Source organism: Stenotrophomonas sp. GSD10 (assembly GCF_056172695.1).
The window spans coordinates 935824-952414 of the sequence record NZ_JAOCMC010000002.1; the positions used below are offsets into that span (position 1 = coordinate 935824).

The window sequence follows — 16591 nt, forward strand, 5'->3', positions numbered from 1 at the left end:
AACCGGCAGCGCATCAGCCTCAGCCCTTGGCCTTGGTCAGTGCCTGATCGAGCAGGGTGATCGCCAGATCGATCTCTTCGTAGCTGATGTCCAGCGACGGCGCGAAGGTGATCACGTTCTTGTACCAGCCACCCACGTCGAGCACGAGGCCCATGCGCTTGCCGTCGTGCAGCAGGTCGCCGGCCAGGCCGATGTCGACCATGCGGTCCAGCAGTTCCTTGTTCGGGGTGTAGCCATCTTCCTGGCAGATCTCGGCGCGCAGGGCCAGGCCCAGACCGTCGACATCGCCGATTTCCTTGTGGCGCTTCTGCAGGCCACGCAGGCTATCGAGGAAGTAGGCGCCCTTTTCCGGCACGGTGCGCTCGTAATCCATTTCCTTGCCCAGCTTCAGCACTTCCAGGCCCAGGCGGGTGCCCAGCGGGTTGGAGTTGAAGGTGGAGTGGGTGGAGCCCGGCGGGAACACGGTCGGGTTGATCAGCTCTTCGCGCGCCCACAGGCCCGACAGCGGGTTCAGGCCGTTGGTCAGCGCCTTGCCGAACACCAGCACGTCCGGGGTCACGCCGAAGTGCTCGATCGACCACAGCTTGCCGGTGCGCCAGAAGCCCATCTGGATTTCATCGACCACCATCAGGATGCCGTACTTGTCCAACACGCGCTTGAGGCCGGTGAAGAAGTTGCGCGGCGGGATGACGTAGCCGCCGGTGCCCTGGATCGGCTCGACGTAGAACGCGGCGTACTCGGCCTGGCCGACCTTGGGATCCCACACGCCGTTGTATTCGCTTTCGAACAGGCGCTCGAACTGCCACACGCAGTGGTCGGAATACTCGTCCGGGGTCATGCCCTTCGGGCGACGGAACGGGTACGGGAACGGGATGAACATCGCGCGCTCGCCGAAGTGGCCGTAGCGGCGGCGGTAGCGGTAGCTGGAGGTGATCGACGACGCGCCCAGGGTACGGCCGTGGTAGCCGCCTTCGAAGGCGAACATCAGGCTCTTGCCGCCACGCGCGTTGCGCACGATCTTCAGCGAGTCTTCGATGGCCTGCGCGCCGCCGACGTTGAAATGCACGCGGCCGTCGAGGCCGAACTTGTCGTGCATGTCCACTGCAATGGTCTTGGCCAGCTGCACGCGGGTCGGGTGCAGGTACTGGCTGGCGACCTGCGGCAGGGTGTCGATCTGGTCCTTCAGTGCATCGTTCAGGCGTTGGTTGCTGTAGCCGAAGTTGCAGGCCGAGTACCACATCTGCAGGTCGAGATAGGGCACGCCCGCACCGTCGAACATGTAGCTGCCTTCGCCACGCTGGAAGATCTTGGGCGGGTCGACGTAGTGGACGGTGTCGCCGAAGGAGCTGTAGCGGGCTTCGTCGGCCAGCAGCTGCGCATCGGAGGCAGCGGCGTCGGCGTTCTTGTCAAAAATGTTCATGCAGTTCGGTTCCGTGAAGGACGTTCGAAAGGGGCAACTGGGGGAGTGCTGGGAAGGAGTGCTCAGGCGGTGGCCAGCAGCAGGGGGAGCGCGGCGGGCTGCGGGCTTGCGTCCAGGTGACGTGGCTGCAGCAGGCTGCCATCGAGCAAGCGCGGCAGCAGTGCGATTGCATCGTGGAAGGTGTCGATGGCGGCATGCTCGATGCCGGCATTCGTGCAATGGGTGATCAGGCGACGCTTGGCGAACACGAAGTCGGCATCTTCGGACACGCAGAAGTCTGAACTGCCGTCGCCGATCATCAGCACGCGCGGTGCTTCGTTGGCACGCGCCTGCGCGGCGCAGGTGCACTTGCAGGTACCGCTGCGGCAGCCTTCGGCCTGGTAGGGCGATTCCAGTTCCCAGTGGTCTTCGCACCAGCGCAGGTGGTTGGCCACCACCGGCAGCCGCGACAGGCCGTGGTTGGCGAGGATGCGGTGGATCGCATAGTCCAGGCCGTCGCTGACGATGCGCAGCGGCAGGCCCAGCTGCTCGGCGCGGGTGACGAAGGCGACGAAGCCCGGATCGATCTGCACCTGGTGCAGGTGCGCATCGAGCGTGGCCGGGTCCAGCTCCAGCAGCCGCACCTGGCCCTGCATGCATTCACGCGAGCCGATGACGCCGGCCTTCCACTGTGCCTCCAGCTCCTGCCAGCCCGGCTGGCCGTACTTTTCCAGCAGCGAGTCGATGACATCTTCGAGGCTGATGGTGCCATCGAAGTCACACAGGATGCTCCAGCGCATGGGCAGGTCCGTCGATGAGAGAAACGACCGGCTCGATGCCGGGGCAGGCTCAATGTAGGCAGGCCGCCTTTCTCGTTCCTTTCCTGTTGAAAGGCTTCATTGCACGGCAGGGAAAACGTTCAGGAAGGTGCACGGATGAATGCGTGCGGTGCTGCCGATGCAGGCAGGTGCAGGTCAGGCCCGTGCCAGCACCTGCAGGATCTGCGCGGTTTCTTCACGCGTCTGCCAGGCGCTGTTGCCGAGGGTGAGCATGCGCGCGGCGAAGTCGCGGGCATTGGGCACATCGGTGGGCGGCACGATGTCACGCAGGTAGGCGTAATCGGGCAGGGCATGGATGAACATGCGGCTGACGCCAAGCCCGCGTGTCCATAGATCCGCCAACGCGGCGTCGCGGGCACGCTGGCTGGGCAGCAGCAGCATCAGCAGCGGCCAGGTACCACCGGTTCCGGCCACGCCATCAACCACCTCCACCGCTGGCAGTTGCGCCAGCTGCACGCGCAGCTGCAAGGCACGCAGGCGCCCGGCCTGCAGGAACGCAGGCAGGCGCTGCGCGGCTCTGGCACCGATGCTCTGTCGCCAGCGGCTGACCCGGTGCTGAGGGATGTCCAGCGCGAACACATCACCGACCGCGGCTTCGACGTCACCACGGCGCAGCGCGCCGCGCAGTGGATTGCCGTACACCAGTGACAGCAGCGAAGGGCGGTAGCAGGCGGCAAGGCCCATCAGCTGCACGCTGCGCAGCAGCTCCCAGCGCAGGCTGAAACGAACGTGTTGAGCCGCATGTTCGGCCAGCGCCGCGCGCAGCTCATCATCGCGGCTGACCAGCAGGCCGCCTTCGTGCAGGCTCAGGCCCTTGCCGGCGGCCAGGCTGAAGAAGCCGATATCACCGCGCAGGCCGACACTGTGGTTGCCTACGCGTGCACCGAGCGCCTGTGCGGCATCTTCGATCACCCAGGCGCCGGCGCTGCGTGCAATCTCGCAGGCCAGCTCGACATCGGCGATGCGGCCACCGAGATGGGTGGGCAGGATCGCCAGTGTGCGCGCGTCGGCCAGCCGCTTGAGCTGGCCGGGATCGAAGTCGAAGTGGCCGGGGCGGGTATCGCACAGCTGCACGCGCAGGCCCAGGCTGTGCACCGCGATCGGCACCAGCGGGCAGGTATAGGCCGGCAGGATCACGGTGTCGCGATGCGGCGCGCGCTTGCGCAGCGTACGCAGCGCGATCAGCAGCGCATGCGTGCCGGAGCAGGTCAGTTGCAACGGCGGTGTGCCGAGCTGGTTGGCCAGGATCGTGCGCAGGTCGTCGCTACCGGGAACAAAATCGCTGGCCTGCAGCGGCAGGCCAGCGGTGGGCGGCAGTTCGCGCGCGAACAGGTTCATCGCTGCGCGCTCATGCGCTGCTCTCAACCGGGCTGTGCGGGTCGTCCGCCTCGGCGCGGCCGAGACAGACGATGCCGGCCACGATCAGTACCGCGCCAAGCAGATGGTGAAGGGTCAGCGGCTCGTTCAACAGCCACGCCGACAGCAGCAGCACGCTGATCACTTCCAGGTGCGAGGCGGCAAACGCGGGGCCGATCGGCGCGTGGCGCAGCAGGCTCATCCAGGTGAAGAACGCACCAACGTAGCCGAGGATGGCGCCATACACCCACGGCTGTGACAGCACGCGCAGCAGCCAGGCGGTGTTGGCTTCGACCGGCAACGCGGCATCGCCGGCGTATTTGAAGCACAGCTGCGCCAATGTGTCGAATGCCATCAGCAGCGGGAAGCCGATCACATACAGGCGCCTCATGAGCCGGCCCCCACCACCGCTACGCCTGCGGTGACCAGCAGCATGCCGGTCACCCGCAACGGCGTGAGCTTCTCTCGGAACAGGATGCGGCCGGCAATCATCAGCGCGACGATGTTGATCGAGCCGAGCAGCACGCCCTTGGACAGCGGCACCAGCGAGAGGAAGGCGATCCAGGCGACGAACTCGAGCACGTAACAGGCGATGCCGATCCACAGCCAGGGTCGGCTGAACATGTGTTTCCAGCGCTGCAGGCCTTCACCCTGCTGAGGATCGCTGGCGGCGGCCTTGAAAGCGAGCTGGCCACCGGTATCGAGCACCACGTTGGCCAGCCACAGCAGTGTGGCAAGTGCCCCCATCTCAGGCCACCGCCTTGAGCACGCCGCTGCGTTCACCGATCTCGCTGAAGAAGCGCGCGCTGCGACGGATCACATCGCGGCGTTCGCGGTCGATGGTGATCATGTGGTAGCTGTCTTCCAGCACCACCAGTTCCTTCGGGCCACTGACCCGCGACATCACCAGTTCGGCATTGCCCATGCTGGCCACGTCGTCCTCGCGGGCATGCATCACCAGGCACGGCGCGGTGACCTGGTGCAGGTGGCGGCGGGTCCAGTGGCTCAGCGCCCGCATCTCGGCCAGTGCATGCCAGGGATTGCCGGGCAGGCCGGCGGCGGCGCTGTCGCCGGACAGCATGGCGGCACTGACCTGCGCGCGCAGGCGCTCGTCACGCAGGCCGTACGGCGGCTCTTCCATGAACATGCGATCGCGGCCGATGTTGAAGCGCTTGAACCAGGGCAGCAGGAACGAGAAGCGGGCCACCGCGGGAATGTTCCAGCCGTCATAGCGGAAGGTGGCGCCGTACACGCCCACGCCGGAGATCCATTGCGGGCGGCGTGCGGCCAGGGCCAGCGACAGCACCGCGCCCATCGACAGGCCGCCCACGAACAACTGGTCGACCTTGCCGCGCAGGGCCGCCGCCGCATCCTCCACACCCTGGTACCACTGCTCCCAGGTGGTCGCCAACAGATCGTCCACGGTGCCGCAATGGCCGGGCAGCTGCACGCCGTGCACGGTGAAACCGGCGTTGTTCAGGCCCTTGCCGAGCATGCGCATTTCCGCCGGGGTGCCGGTCAGGCCGTGCACCAGCAGCACGCCCTGCGGGCCACCGGGGAGGAAGAAGTCGTGCGATTCGGTCACCTGGCGGCTCCGGGACGGCAGTGGGGAGGGCAGGATCGCAAGCGCGATTTTCGCCAGCCTTTCAGCACCCCGGGCCGGGTCAGGGGGCCTTCAGCAGCGGCAGCGTGATGGCCACCTTCAACCCACCGCCGGGCCGGTTGAGGAAGCTCAGGCGGCCGCCGAAGTGCTCCACCGCCTCATGGGCGATGGCCAGGCCCAGCCCGGTGCCGCTGGCGGTGGTGCCGGGGGCACGGAAGAAGCGCTCGCCCAGCCGCGGCATCACGTCGTCGGGGACGCCGGGGCCGTTGTCCTCCACGTACAGCTCGACATCATTGTCATCCAGCGCGTGCACCCCCACGGTGACGGTGGCTTCTCGACCGGCATAGCGCAGGGCGTTGTCGATCAGGTTGTCCAGCGCCTCCTGCAACATCGCGCCGTTGCCGAGCACGCGCAGCGGGTGCGGACCACCGCGATAGCCCAGATCGATGCCGTCGCGGATCGCTTCGGGCACGCGCATGCCGACCCACTGCGGCACCAGCTGGCACAGATCCAGCGCTTCCACCGTGTCCGGCACGGTCTGCGCACGGCTCAGTGCCAGCAGCTGGGTGCTGACGCGGGCCGTGCGCTGGTTGAGCCGGCGGATGTGCTGCAGCGCTTCACGCACCGTGTCCGGGTCGCCATGCGCCAATGCCTGGTCCACATGCAGGGCCATGCCGGCCAGCGGCGAGCGCAGCTGGTGGGCGGCATCGGCGATGAAACGGTTCTGCAGGGTGATCATTTCCGCCTGGCGCGCGAACAGATCGTCGATGGTGCTGATCAGCGGCTGGATTTCTTCCGGCACGTCGGCATCGGAGATCGGCGCCAGTTCGCCCCGGCGCTGCGCCAGCCGGGTCCTCAGCGGGGTCAGGATGCGCAGGCCGTAGGTCACGCCGAACCAGACCAGCGCGGCGGTGCCCAGCGCCAGCATGGTCATCAGCGGGATGATGATCATCAGGATTTCGCGTGCGCGCTGGCGGCGATCGGCCATGCTCTCGGCCACCGTTACCGCCAGCTGGTCCTGCGGGTCGTTCAGCGCCTGCGTGCAGACCGTGGCCATGCGCACCTGCTGGCCATTGAGGATGCCGTCGTACAACGCCGGGTGCACGCCGGTGCAGTCCTGGGACGGCGCATACGGGCTGAAATCAGCGTTGCCGCTGATCGTGCCTTTGCGGCTGCTGTCCACATTGAAGTAGCGGTGGCCGTCGGGGTCGTACTCGATCAGGAAGCGCGCCTGTGGTGACAGATCGCTGGTCACCGGCATGGTGCTGAGCATCTGCGCGAACGAGTGGGTGTCGTCGACCAGGTTGCGGTCGTGGATGCGGTTGGAATAGTCCAGCGCAACGTAGTAGGCCAGCACCGTATTGAAGATGAGCAGGCCCAGCATCGGCAACGCCAGGAAGGCGAGCAGGCGCCGGCGCAGGCTGGGCGGGCCGCTGATCACGGCGTATTTTCGTCCTGCGTGTCTTCCAGCATGTAGCCCAGCCCACGCACGGTGCGGATGCCCATGCCGCCGGGCTGCAGCTTGCGGCGCAGGCGGTGCAGGGCGATGTCCAGGCCGTTGTCGGTCAGGTCCTGGCCCCAGTCGCACAGCGCTTCCACCAGCTGCGCGCGCGACACGATGCGCTCGGCGCGTACCGCCAGCGCCGACAGCAGTCCAAACTCGCGCGCGGTCAGTTCCAACGACTGGTCGTCGATCCACACCCGGTGCCCGGCCAGGTCCAGGCGCAGGCGGCCGATGCGCAGGTCCGGGTTGCCGTTGCTGGTGACCCGGCGCAACTGTGCGCGCACACGCGCTTCGAATTCGTCCAGTGCGAACGGCTTGACCAGGTAATCGTCGGCGCCCAGATCGAGTACGCGCACGCGTTCGGCCAGGCCATCACGTGCGGTCACCACCAGTACGGCCAGGCCGTCGCCGCGCTGGCGCAGGCGCTGCAGCACATCGCGGCCGTCCAGCTGTGGCAGGCCCAGGTCCAGTACCAGCAGGGCGTACTGGGTTGAACCCAGCGCGGCGTCGGCATGCGCGCCGTTGTCGACGTGGTCGACTACATGGCCCTGCCGGCGCAGCGAGGCGCACAGGCCGGAGGCGATGTCCGGGTCGTCTTCAGCAATCAGTACGCGCATGCGCAGGGGCTCCTGTAACGGTCAGGCCCGCCGGCAGGGGCGGGCCTACAGGTTGCCGAGGGTAGCGGCAAACCGGGTGAAGAGGAGCGTGGCAGCGCCAGCTGGCGCGGCCGTGGTATCCAGCCGTTCAGTCCTGCAGGCCGGGCTCACCCTGTGCCAACGGGACTCGCGAGCCGTCCAGCAGGCCACGGCTGAGCGTGCCATTCTCGATGAACAGCAGTTCGCCGTTCTCGCCATTCTTGATGCTGCTGTCGATGGCGATCACGCGGTCGCCATGGAAGCTGCTGACGTGCGGCATCGAGGTGTGGCCGACCACGATGCGGGTCAGCTGCAGGCGGTCGAGCACGCTCTGTACCCCTGCGGTGTCGAGGCGGCCATCGAAGTAGCCGCGGTACCAGATCGGGCTGGTCTTGCCGTCATACAGCGGCGCGGTGGCCGGGTCGGCCTTGACCTCGGCCTTGGGCAGGCCCAGCGAGGCCTGGTAGGCCGCGTTGGTGCGCGCCGGGTCCAGTGCCAGTTCCACCGCTTCGGGCGAGATGCCGCCGTGCAGGAACAGCGTGTCGCCGATCTTCAGCAGCACCGGTCGCGTGCGCAGCCACTGGCCGATCACCGAATCGGTGCCATACAGCTGCGGGTAGCTGCGGCCGAGCAGCTGGGCGCTGCGCAGGTACTTCGGATTGACATAGCGCAGGTCGTCATACAGCACCATGGTCTCGTGGTTGCCCAGCACGAAGTGCACTGCGCCACCGGCAGCGGCCGCCTGCTGCTGCAGGCCGTACAGCAGCCAGAACGCTTCGGTGACCTGCGGGCCGCGGTCGAACACATCGCCGGCGATGACCAGGGTGTCGGTGCCCAGCGCCCAGCGGTCCTGCGCATCGATCACCTTGTTGGCGCGCAGCAGGCGCACCAGCAGGCCGTACTGCCCGTGGATATCGGACAGGGCAACGATGCGCGGTACCGCCGGCAGCACGGAGGCCGACGGTGCATTGGGTGCGGCGACATGCACGGTGTGTTCGTAGCCGCAGCGCGGCGCGATATCGGTGCCCGCCGCGTTGATCGGCAGCGCGCGCGACTCGACCTTGTCCGCGCAGATCCATTTCGCCTTCAGCTGCTGGCCGTCGCGGAACACGTACGGGCCATCGGCCTGTACATGGTCAGCGGGCGCGGCGACCTCGCGGGCCTGCGTGGCTCCAGCGGCACAGGCCAGCAGGGGCAACAGGGCGATCAACAGCGAACGGCGATAGCGCGACATCGGCGGCATCCAGAGGCGGAAAGCGCCGATGCTACCCGGCCCGGCCGTAGCACGGTGTGCGCGAACGGGCGGATCAGATATCACGCCCCTCGTCCTTGAGCTTGCGCACGCGGGTGGCCGCCGCCTGCAGAGGTTGGCCGTCGCGCCCACGCGGCTGCATGTGGGGCAGCGGACGGCGCGTGCTCGATTCGATCAGTTGCGAATGGGCCTCACCGGCAGCGAAGCGATGCCGTTCGCCCCACTGGCGCAGCGCGACCAGCAGCGGGAACAGCTCCTGGCCGGCGGCGGTGAGCACGTATTGCTGGTAGGCCGAGCCGTCGGAGGCCGGCTGCAGCTGCAGGATGCCCGCTTCGACCAGCCGGCGCAGGCGGTCGCTGAGGATGTTGCGCGCGGCGCCGAGGCTGCGCTGGAAGTCGCCGAACCGGGTGATGCCATCGAAGGCATCGCGGATCACCAGCAACGCCCAGCGGTCACCGAGCAGGTCGGCGCTACGGGCAACGGGGCAGGGGCTGTCGGCGTGCATGGCAGGTTCCGCAGAAGGTGGTTGCAGTTTAAAACCAATGCCGCTAGCCTGCATCAAGTTTCAAATTGCAACTACATGATGAGTCTCGCTCCGATACCCCGCTCCCTGCTGGTCCTGCTCGCGGTCGCCGCCGGCGCCGGCGTCGCCAACGTCTACTACGCGCAGCCGCTGCTGGACCAGCTCGCGCGCGCCTTCGCGCTGGACCGGGCGGTGGCCGGTGCGGTGGTGTCTGCCACCCAGGCCGGCAGCGTGCTGGCGCTGCTGGGCCTGCTGCCGCTGGCCGATCGTGGTGACCGGCGACGCCTGCTGCGGTTGCAGTTGGTGGCACTGGTGCTGGCGTTGTTGTGGCTTGCAACGGCAGGCACGGCGGCCTGGTTGTTGTCGGGCATGCTGCTGGCCGGCCTGCTGGGCACGGCGCTGACCCAAGGGCTGATCGCCTACACAGCCACGCTGGCACCGCCCGAGCAGCGGGGGCGCGTGGTGGGCACCGTGCAGGGTGGGGTGTTCATCGGCCTGCTGCTCGCGCGTGTGCTATCGGGGGCAGTCGCGTCTGCGCTGGGCTGGCGCGCGGTCTATCTGCTGTCGGCGATGGTGATGGTGGCCTTGGCGGTGCTGTTGTGGCAGCGCCTGCCCGCCGTGCCGGTGCCGGTGGTTCCCCGCGCTGGCGCGAACTGCTGGATTCGATGCTGGGCATGCTGCGCAACGACCGGACCCTGCGTGAGCGCGGCCCGCTGGCGCTGTTGCTGTTTGCCGGGCTCAATGTGTTCTGGGCGGCGGTACCGCTGCCGCTGTCGGCCCCGCCGTTGCACTGGTCGACCGCGGCCATCGGTGCATTGGGCCTGGCGGGCGTGGTGGGTGCGCTGCTGGCAGCACGGGTCGGGCATTGGATGGACCGCGGCTTCGCGCATCGGGTCAGCATCGGGGCGCTGGCGTTGATGCTGTTTGCCTGGTGGCCACTGCTGGGCCTACCGCGTTCGCTGGTGCTGTTGTTGCTGGGCGTGGTGGTTCTGGATCTGGGCGGACAGGCGCTGCACGTCGCCAATCAGGCCCTGCTGCTGCGTGCACCGGCGGAACAGCACGGTCGCCTGGTGGCGCTGTACATGCTGTTCTATGCGATGGGCAGCGGTGCTGGTGCGGCGGCCGGAACCTGGATGCAGGCCCGTCATGGCTGGCCGGCGGTGTGCCTGCTGGGCGCGGGCATCGCCTTGCTGGCGCTGCTGTGGTGGGCGGCAGCGCTCAAGGTATCGGCGGACGCACGAACCGGTAGAGTCGACTGTTAGTCGACTGCTCTTCCTTAGGACCCCGAAAACCCCCGCGCTGCGCGCGATAGTCGACTGACAGTCGACTCTACCTGCCACCGCGATGATTCATTTCCGCCGTTTCACCGCTGCAGTGCACGCCGCCCCGGCGCGTCCTGCAACGCGTCGCTGGCCACTACCACGCGGTTGCGGCCGCCACGCTTGGCCGCGTACATCGCGGCATCGGCGCGTGACATCAGGCGTTCGTAGTCGGGGTGTCCGTCGTGGCCGGCTACGCCGATGCTGGCGGTCAGTTCCAGCACCTGCCCGTTGGCCAGCACCACCGGCGACTGCGCGATCTGCCGCCGCAGGCTTTCGGCAATCACCTCGGCCTGTGATTCGCTGGCCGCGACCAGCACCACCACGAACTCTTCGCCGCCATAGCGGAACAGGTAGTCGCTGCCGCGCGTGAGCTGGCCGAGCAGGCCGGCCACATGCTGCAACGCGCGGTCGCCGGCGTCGTGGCCATGGCCGTCGTTGATCGCCTTGAAGTGGTCGAGGTCGAGCAGCAGCAGCGAGAACGGTGTGCGGTTGCGCGTGGCCAGCTCGATTTCCCGGCGCAGCACGGTGGGCAGGAAGCGGCGGTTGAGCAGGTTGGTCAATGCGTCGCTGCCGGCATCGAGTTCGCCGATACGCTCGAACAGCAGCGTCATCAGGGTGCGGATGCTGGCCAGGTCTTCACGGATCGACGGCAGCACTGCCAGGCGCTGCGCGGGAGCATCCATCGCCGCGTGCTGCAGGCACGTGTCGATACGCGCCATCAAGCGGCCGACCTGTTGGGTCTCGCTGCTTTCGCCGAAGCTGGGAATACCCTTGTGCGTGAACCACAGGCCGAATTCGGAGGTGGCCAGGCTGGCGCTGTCGCTACCCTGCACATGGCCGGCCAGTGCGTAGAGCAGAGCGTTTTCCCAGTCCAGCAGCAGTGCACGCTGGCGCTCGCGTTCGGTGCTGACATTCTGCACCAGCGAGAACAGCCGGTAGGCAGCATCGGCCCGGGTGGAGCGCTCGCGCGCATGGGTGTAGGCCAGGGTCATGCCTTCCATGGCGATGTCCATGATCGCGCTGAGGCAGTCGATGGCGGCGAAGGCGGTGGCGCTGTCCGGCGCATCGTCGCGCAGGCGCACGAACAGTTCGTGCTTGAGCACGCGCGCACCGCGCGTGACCAGATCGACCGGAATGCCGACCCGTGCATGCACGTCGCCGATCACCCGCTGCGCGGCCACCGTGCTGGCGATGCCGTCGGCATCGGTGGTCAGCAACTGCACCAGCCAGCGCTGCATGGCCGGCTGCAGGCGCTGCTTGACCTGTTCGTGGGACAGGAAACGGCGCGCGCGGCCATCCTGCAGCAGCACCTCATAGAAGCGCTGGGCCAGCGCCGGTGGTGCATCGGCGGCGGCATCGCGCAGCAGCGCGGTGGCGGCCGGCCCGGCCTGCTGCAGGCAGTGCTGCCACGCCTCGGCCAGCGGCTGGCTGGCGTCGTCCAGTTGGGGTGTTTCCACGTCGATCTCTGACTGCGTACGGCAAACCACGGATATCGGCCGCGGTGGCGCGCGATTGATGGCGATGAGCCGGCCAGTTTAAGCGCGATGCAGGGATGCCCGGTGCGCAAAGCACAGCGCGGCGGCTGCTGCAATGAGTGAACGCATTTGAGAAGCACTCGCATTAGTGGGAGAATGCGCACAGCGAACCTTGCCGCAGAGGCCTGCGGCAAGGTTCCGCCTCCCCCTCGTCGTTGCCTCAAGCCCTTCGCCAGAGGCCCCGTTGCCCTGCCAGAAGGTCCAGTCCATGTCTCCTGCCGTTGTCCTTTCGCCGCGCCCGCTGGCGCTCGCCGTTGCTGCGCTGCTGGCCGGCAGCGCCCTGTCCGCCCGCGCCGAGACCGATGCCACCGATATCGATACGGTGCATGTCACCGCCTCGCAGATCGCACGTCAGGCGCTGGGTACCTCAACCATCACCGCCGAGGACATTGCCAAGCGCCCGCCGGCCAACGACATCGCCGAGCTGCTGCGCACCATGCCCGGCGTCAACCTGACCGGCAACAGCGCTTCCGGCCAGTACGGCAACAACCGCCAGATCGACCTGCGTGGCATGGGCCCGGAAAATACCCTGATCCTGGTTGACGGCAAGCGCGTTGGCGCCCGCGATGCAGTACGCATGGGCCGCAGCGGCGAGCGCAACACGCGCGGCGACACCAACTGGGTGCCGGCAGAGATGATCGAGCGCATCGAAGTGCTGCGTGGCCCTGCGGCGGCGCGCTACGGCTCCGGTGCCTCGGGCGGCGTGGTCAACATCATCACCAAGCGCCCGACCGGCGACCTGACCGGTGCGGTCGACCTGTACGGCCTGGTGCCCGAGCACAGCGCTGAAGGCGGCAGCGAGCGCGTCGGCCTGCAGCTGAGTGGCCCGATGACCGATACGCTGTCGTTCCGCCTGTACGGCAACCTCAACAAGACCGACGCCGACTCGCTGGACCTCAACCGCCAGTACGCCACCAACCCGAACGCAGTGCCGCCGGCCGGCCGCGAGGGCGTCAAGAACCGTGACGTCAACGCGCTGCTGCGCTGGGACGTGACCGCCAACCAGGTGGTCGAGTTCGAGGCCGGTACAAGTCGCCAGGGCAACATCTACGCCGGCGACCGCGCGGTCAGCACCACCGGTACCTCCACCGGGGTTGATCTGGCGGCGCTGGCCGAGGGCGAGGCCGAGACTAACCGCATGTACCGCAACACCGGCGCGATCACCCACCGCGGCCGCTGGGGCGATGTCACCTCGCGGGTGACCGCTGCGGTGGAAGCGGTGAACAATTCGCGCATCAACGAAGGCCTGGCCGGTGGCCCGGAAGGCAGCTTCAACGGCAGCGACTGGTCGACCTCACGCCTGCGCAACTACCAGCTCGATGGCGAAGTGAGCTTCCCGACCACGCTGGGCGGCGCCGAGAACGTCTGGACGCTGGGCTTTGAATACCTCGACAGTCGTTTGACCGACCCGTACTCGATGAGCCAGTCCAGCAGCAGCGGTGGTGGCTTCCCGGGCTGTCGGCCGATCGCGCGCGCGGCAAGGCCGATGCGCAGACCACTGCGGTGTTCGTGGAAGACAACATCTACATTGGCGAGCGCTGGATCGTTACCCCGGGCCTGCGCTTCGACCACCACAGCCAGTTCGGCAACAACACCAGCCCCAGCCTCAATGCGCAGTTCCGCATCAACGGCGACTGGGTGGTGAAGGGTGGCATCGCGCGTGCGTTCAAGGCACCGAACCTGTACCAGTCCAATCCGGACTACCTGTACTACACCCGCGGCAACGGCTGCCCGAATGCACTGCCGAGCCTGGGTGCCGGCTGCTACATGCGCGGCAATGCCGACCTGAAGGCGGAAACCAGCCTGAACAAGGAGCTGGGCATCGAGTGGGCACCGCAGAGCGGCTGGCAGGCGTCGTTGACCTACTTCCACAACGACTACAAGGACAAGATCCAGGCCGGCTACGACCAGATCGGCCTGACCGCCGATGGCCGCGGCCGCATCTTCCGCTGGGAGAACGCGCCGAAGGCGATCGTGCAGGGGCTGGAAGGCAACCTGGTGATTCCGCTGCTGGGCGAGCAGGGCAGCCGCCTGAAGTGGAGCAACAACTTCACCTACATGGTCGAGAACGAGAACAAGACCACGCGCCAGCCGTTGTCGGTGATCCCGAAGTACACGATCAACACCATGCTGGACTGGCAGGCCACCGACAAGTTGTCGCTGCTGCTGACCGGCACGTTCTATGGCAAGCAGGAACCGGCCACCACCAACATCAACAACGACCCGCGCTGCACCGGTACGTGCGATCCGTCGGTGGCCCTGCAGGACCGTGGCGCCTACAACATCTGGGGCGTGAGCGCGCGCTACAAGGTGACCGAAACGGTCAGCTTCGGCTTCGGCGTGAACAACCTGGCCGACAAGCGCCTGTACCGTGAGGCCAACAGCAGCGATGCCGGTGCGGCGACCTACAACGAACCGGGCCGCGCGTACTGGGCCAGCCTGCGCTTCGGGTTCTGAGCGCACGCAGGCCGGTTTCAGCTGCGCCCGCCAGACGTGGCCTGGCGCTACCCCGGTAGCGCCGGGCCCTGCCCGGCGGGCTCGGCAGGTTGCCGGTTCTGCAATGTTATAAACACCGTGATAGTTTCCCCACGGCCGCCAGCGTAGCCTGCCTCCATCGCAAAGGAGCTGTTGCCATGGGCCACGACCACGATCACCTGCCATCCCAGATCCGCCACGAGAAACCCCTGTGGTGGGCGCTTGGCCTGACCTCCACCTTCCTCGTCGTCGAAGTGGTGGGTGCGTTCTGGACCAACAGCCTGGCGCTGCTGTCCGACGCGGCGCACATGGCCACCGACGCGCTGGCCTTGATGATCGCGCTGGTGGCGGTGCGGCTGAGCCGGCGCCCGCCGGATGCACGACGTACCTATGGCTATGCACGCCTGGAAGCACTGGGCGCGATGATCAACGGCGCGATGCTGTTCGTGGTCGCCGCCTACATCCTGTGGGAAGCGGTTGGACGTTTCCGCCAACCGCAGGAGATCGCCTCCACCGGCATGCTGGTCATTGCCGCCGCCGGCCTGGTCATCAATCTGATCTCGATGCGCCTGCTGCAGGCCGGCAGTGGCGAGAGCCTCAACGTGAAGGGCGCGTATCTGGAAGTGTGGGCCGACATGCTGGGCTCGGTGGCGGTGATCGCCGGCGCCATCCTGATCCAGCTGACCGGCTGGAAGCCGATCGACCCGATCCTGGCGGTGCTGATCGGCCTATGGGTGCTGCCGCGGACCTACGTGCTGATGCGCGAAGCGATCAACGTGTTGCTGGAAGGCGTGCCCAAGGGCATGGACGTGGCCAAGGTGCGCGACAGCCTGTCCGGCCATGCGGCGGTGATGGACGTGCATGACCTGCACGTGTGGGCGCTGGCCTCCAGCACGCCGGCGCTGACCGCGCACATCGTGATGCGTGACGGCACCGATGCCGATGCGCTGCGCCGTGAGCTGGGCGGACGCCTGCATGATGATTTCGGCATCGAGCACGTGACGTTGCAGATCGAGGCCGACCATTGTGGCGAAGCCTGCGGTGAGCCGGCGCCGGTGAGGGGCGGCGAGCATGAGGGCCATGAAGATCATGATCATGGCGAAGACGCACAAGGGCATCGCGGTCACGTGCATCGTTGAAGGGGAAGTGCGGGCCCGCGAATCGAGTGAAGCCGGCTGGGTGAAACTGGTCGGGCAAAACCGCTTGGACGAAACCGACCGGACGAAACCGACTGGACGAAACTGCTTGGGCGAAATCGATCGGGCGAAACCGCTTGGTAGAGTCGACTGTTAGTCGACTGCTCTCCCGCGAGGCTGCGACAAAGCCCGCTGCGCGCGAGAGTCGACTGACAGTCGACTCTACCCAATCGTCCCGACGCGACCGCGTAGGTGGCATCCGTCCAGTGCAGCGAAGGTCAATCGTCCCGACGCGACCGCGCAGGCGGCATCCGTCCAGAACAGCGAAGGTCATTCGTCGCGTCGGGAAGCCAGCCGATCCGCCAGCCGGGTCGGCTCCGGCAGGCGATAGCCACGCAACGTGCGCCGTACCCAGTCCAGCGCGGTATCGGCACTGACCCGATGGCCGCCGGCCACGAACAGCGGCTTGCAGCGCACCTTGCTGCGCAGCACCCAGCCCAGTTGTTCATCGCCGTCCAGCAGCGGTGCATGCGCGCCGGCCTCGGTGCCCGGCTCGACGAAGCGCCCCACCAGTTTCGACTTGGCCACGCCGATGCTGGGCAGGTCGGTGACCACGCCCAGGTGCGCGGCCACGCCCAACCGGCGCGGATGGCTGATGCCGTGGCCATCGACGAACACCAGGTCCGGCACGCGCGGCAGCAGTGCCAGCGCGGCCAGCAGTGCCGGCAGTTCGCGGAAGCTGAGCAGGCCGGGGATATACGGCATCACCGTGGGAATGCGCGCGATTTCCTGCGCCACTGGCTGCAGCGAATTCGCATCCAGCAGCACCGCTGCAGCACGGGTGGTGGCACCGTTGTCCTCGAAGCCGACATCCAGCCCGGCCAGCCAGCGCACGGTGCGGGGCAGGCGGTCCTGGCGCTCCACGCGGGCGGCCAGTTGCAGCTGCTGCGCGCGGGCAACGGCGACGCTGCCTTCCCAGCGCCCGGGGTCGATCACCGTATTCATTGGCCGC

13 protein-coding genes and 2 pseudogenes are annotated in these 16591 nt (G+C 67.5%); 3 read left to right on the plus strand and 12 right to left on the minus strand.

Annotated features, from left to right (window positions below):
* Nucleotides 1–19: 19 nt before the first annotated feature.
* The 10 genes from N4G47_RS04535 to N4G47_RS04580 all read right to left on the minus strand — a co-directional run bounded on the left by N4G47_RS04535 (nt 20) and on the right by N4G47_RS04580 (nt 9093).
* Nucleotides 20–1420, minus strand: coding sequence for an aspartate aminotransferase family protein (locus tag N4G47_RS04535; protein WP_475285497.1), 1401 nt, complete (start codon nt 1418–1420; stop codon nt 20–22).
* Between the two features lie 62 nt (nt 1421–1482).
* Nucleotides 1483–2199: an MtnX-like HAD-IB family phosphatase gene (locus N4G47_RS04540; protein ID WP_475285499.1), complete on the minus strand. Its 717-nt coding sequence runs from the start codon at nt 2197–2199 to the stop codon at nt 1483–1485.
* A 174-nt stretch (nt 2200–2373) separates the two neighbouring features.
* The gene (locus N4G47_RS04545; RefSeq protein WP_475285501.1) at nt 2374–3576 is read right to left on the minus strand and encodes a DegT/DnrJ/EryC1/StrS family aminotransferase; all 1203 of its coding nucleotides are present in this window, start codon (nt 3574–3576) and stop codon (nt 2374–2376) included.
* A gap of 10 nt (nt 3577–3586) precedes the next feature.
* The gene (locus N4G47_RS04550) at nt 3587–3985 is read right to left on the minus strand and encodes a DMT family transporter (protein WP_309337357.1); all 399 of its coding nucleotides are present in this window, start codon (nt 3983–3985) and stop codon (nt 3587–3589) included.
* Complete coding sequence (locus tag N4G47_RS04555; RefSeq protein WP_249844645.1) at nt 3982–4341, minus strand: EamA family transporter; 360 nt, start codon at nt 4339–4341, stop codon at nt 3982–3984. Before N4G47_RS04555 ends, N4G47_RS04550 begins: the two co-directional genes overlap by 4 nt.
* Nucleotide 4342: 1 nt before the next feature.
* Nucleotides 4343–5179 (minus strand): alpha/beta hydrolase, encoded by an 837-nt coding sequence (locus tag N4G47_RS04560; RefSeq protein WP_475285504.1) that lies wholly within the window; start codon nt 5177–5179, stop codon nt 4343–4345.
* A gap of 79 nt (nt 5180–5258) precedes the next feature.
* Nucleotides 5259–6638: a sensor histidine kinase gene (locus tag N4G47_RS04565; RefSeq protein WP_475285506.1), complete on the minus strand. Its 1380-nt coding sequence runs from the start codon at nt 6636–6638 to the stop codon at nt 5259–5261.
* Nucleotides 6635–7318 carry a response regulator gene (locus tag N4G47_RS04570; protein ID WP_249844642.1) on the minus strand — a complete coding sequence of 228 codons (684 nt, stop codon included), beginning with the start codon at nt 7316–7318 and terminating at the stop codon, nt 6635–6637. Before N4G47_RS04570 ends, N4G47_RS04565 begins: the two co-directional genes overlap by 4 nt.
* Before the next feature lie 127 nt (nt 7319–7445).
* Nucleotides 7446–8570 carry a metallophosphoesterase gene (locus N4G47_RS04575; RefSeq protein ID WP_475285508.1) on the minus strand — a complete coding sequence of 375 codons (1125 nt, stop codon included), beginning with the start codon at nt 8568–8570 and terminating at the stop codon, nt 7446–7448.
* A 73-nt stretch (nt 8571–8643) separates the two neighbouring features.
* Nucleotides 8644–9093: a winged helix-turn-helix transcriptional regulator gene (locus N4G47_RS04580; RefSeq protein WP_475285509.1), complete on the minus strand. Its 450-nt coding sequence runs from the start codon at nt 9091–9093 to the stop codon at nt 8644–8646.
* 78 nt (nt 9094–9171) lie between these two features.
* Here N4G47_RS04580 and N4G47_RS04585 point away from each other — a divergent pair.
* Nucleotides 9172–10373: pseudogene (locus N4G47_RS04585) on the plus strand (MFS transporter).
* Nucleotides 10374–10474: 101 nt separating this feature from the next.
* Here the strand turns inward: N4G47_RS04585 and N4G47_RS04590 are convergent.
* Nucleotides 10475–11890 (minus strand): GGDEF domain-containing protein, encoded by a 1416-nt coding sequence (locus N4G47_RS04590; protein WP_475285511.1) that lies wholly within the window; start codon nt 11888–11890, stop codon nt 10475–10477.
* Between the two features lie 286 nt (nt 11891–12176).
* Between N4G47_RS04590 and N4G47_RS04595 the strand changes: the two are divergent.
* Nucleotides 12177–14425: pseudogene (locus N4G47_RS04595) on the plus strand (TonB-dependent siderophore receptor).
* Nucleotides 14426–14601: 176 nt separating this feature from the next.
* Entirely contained in the window at nt 14602–15582 is a 981-nt protein-coding gene (locus tag N4G47_RS04600; protein ID WP_475285513.1) for a cation diffusion facilitator family transporter, read from the plus strand.
* Nucleotides 15583–15909: 327 nt separating this feature from the next.
* On the opposite strand, the gene nfi is transcribed toward N4G47_RS04600, so the two are convergent.
* The gene (nfi, locus tag N4G47_RS04605) at nt 15910–16584 is read right to left on the minus strand and encodes a deoxyribonuclease V (RefSeq protein ID WP_475285515.1); all 675 of its coding nucleotides are present in this window, start codon (nt 16582–16584) and stop codon (nt 15910–15912) included.
* Between the last annotated feature and the right edge of the window lie 7 nt (nt 16585–16591).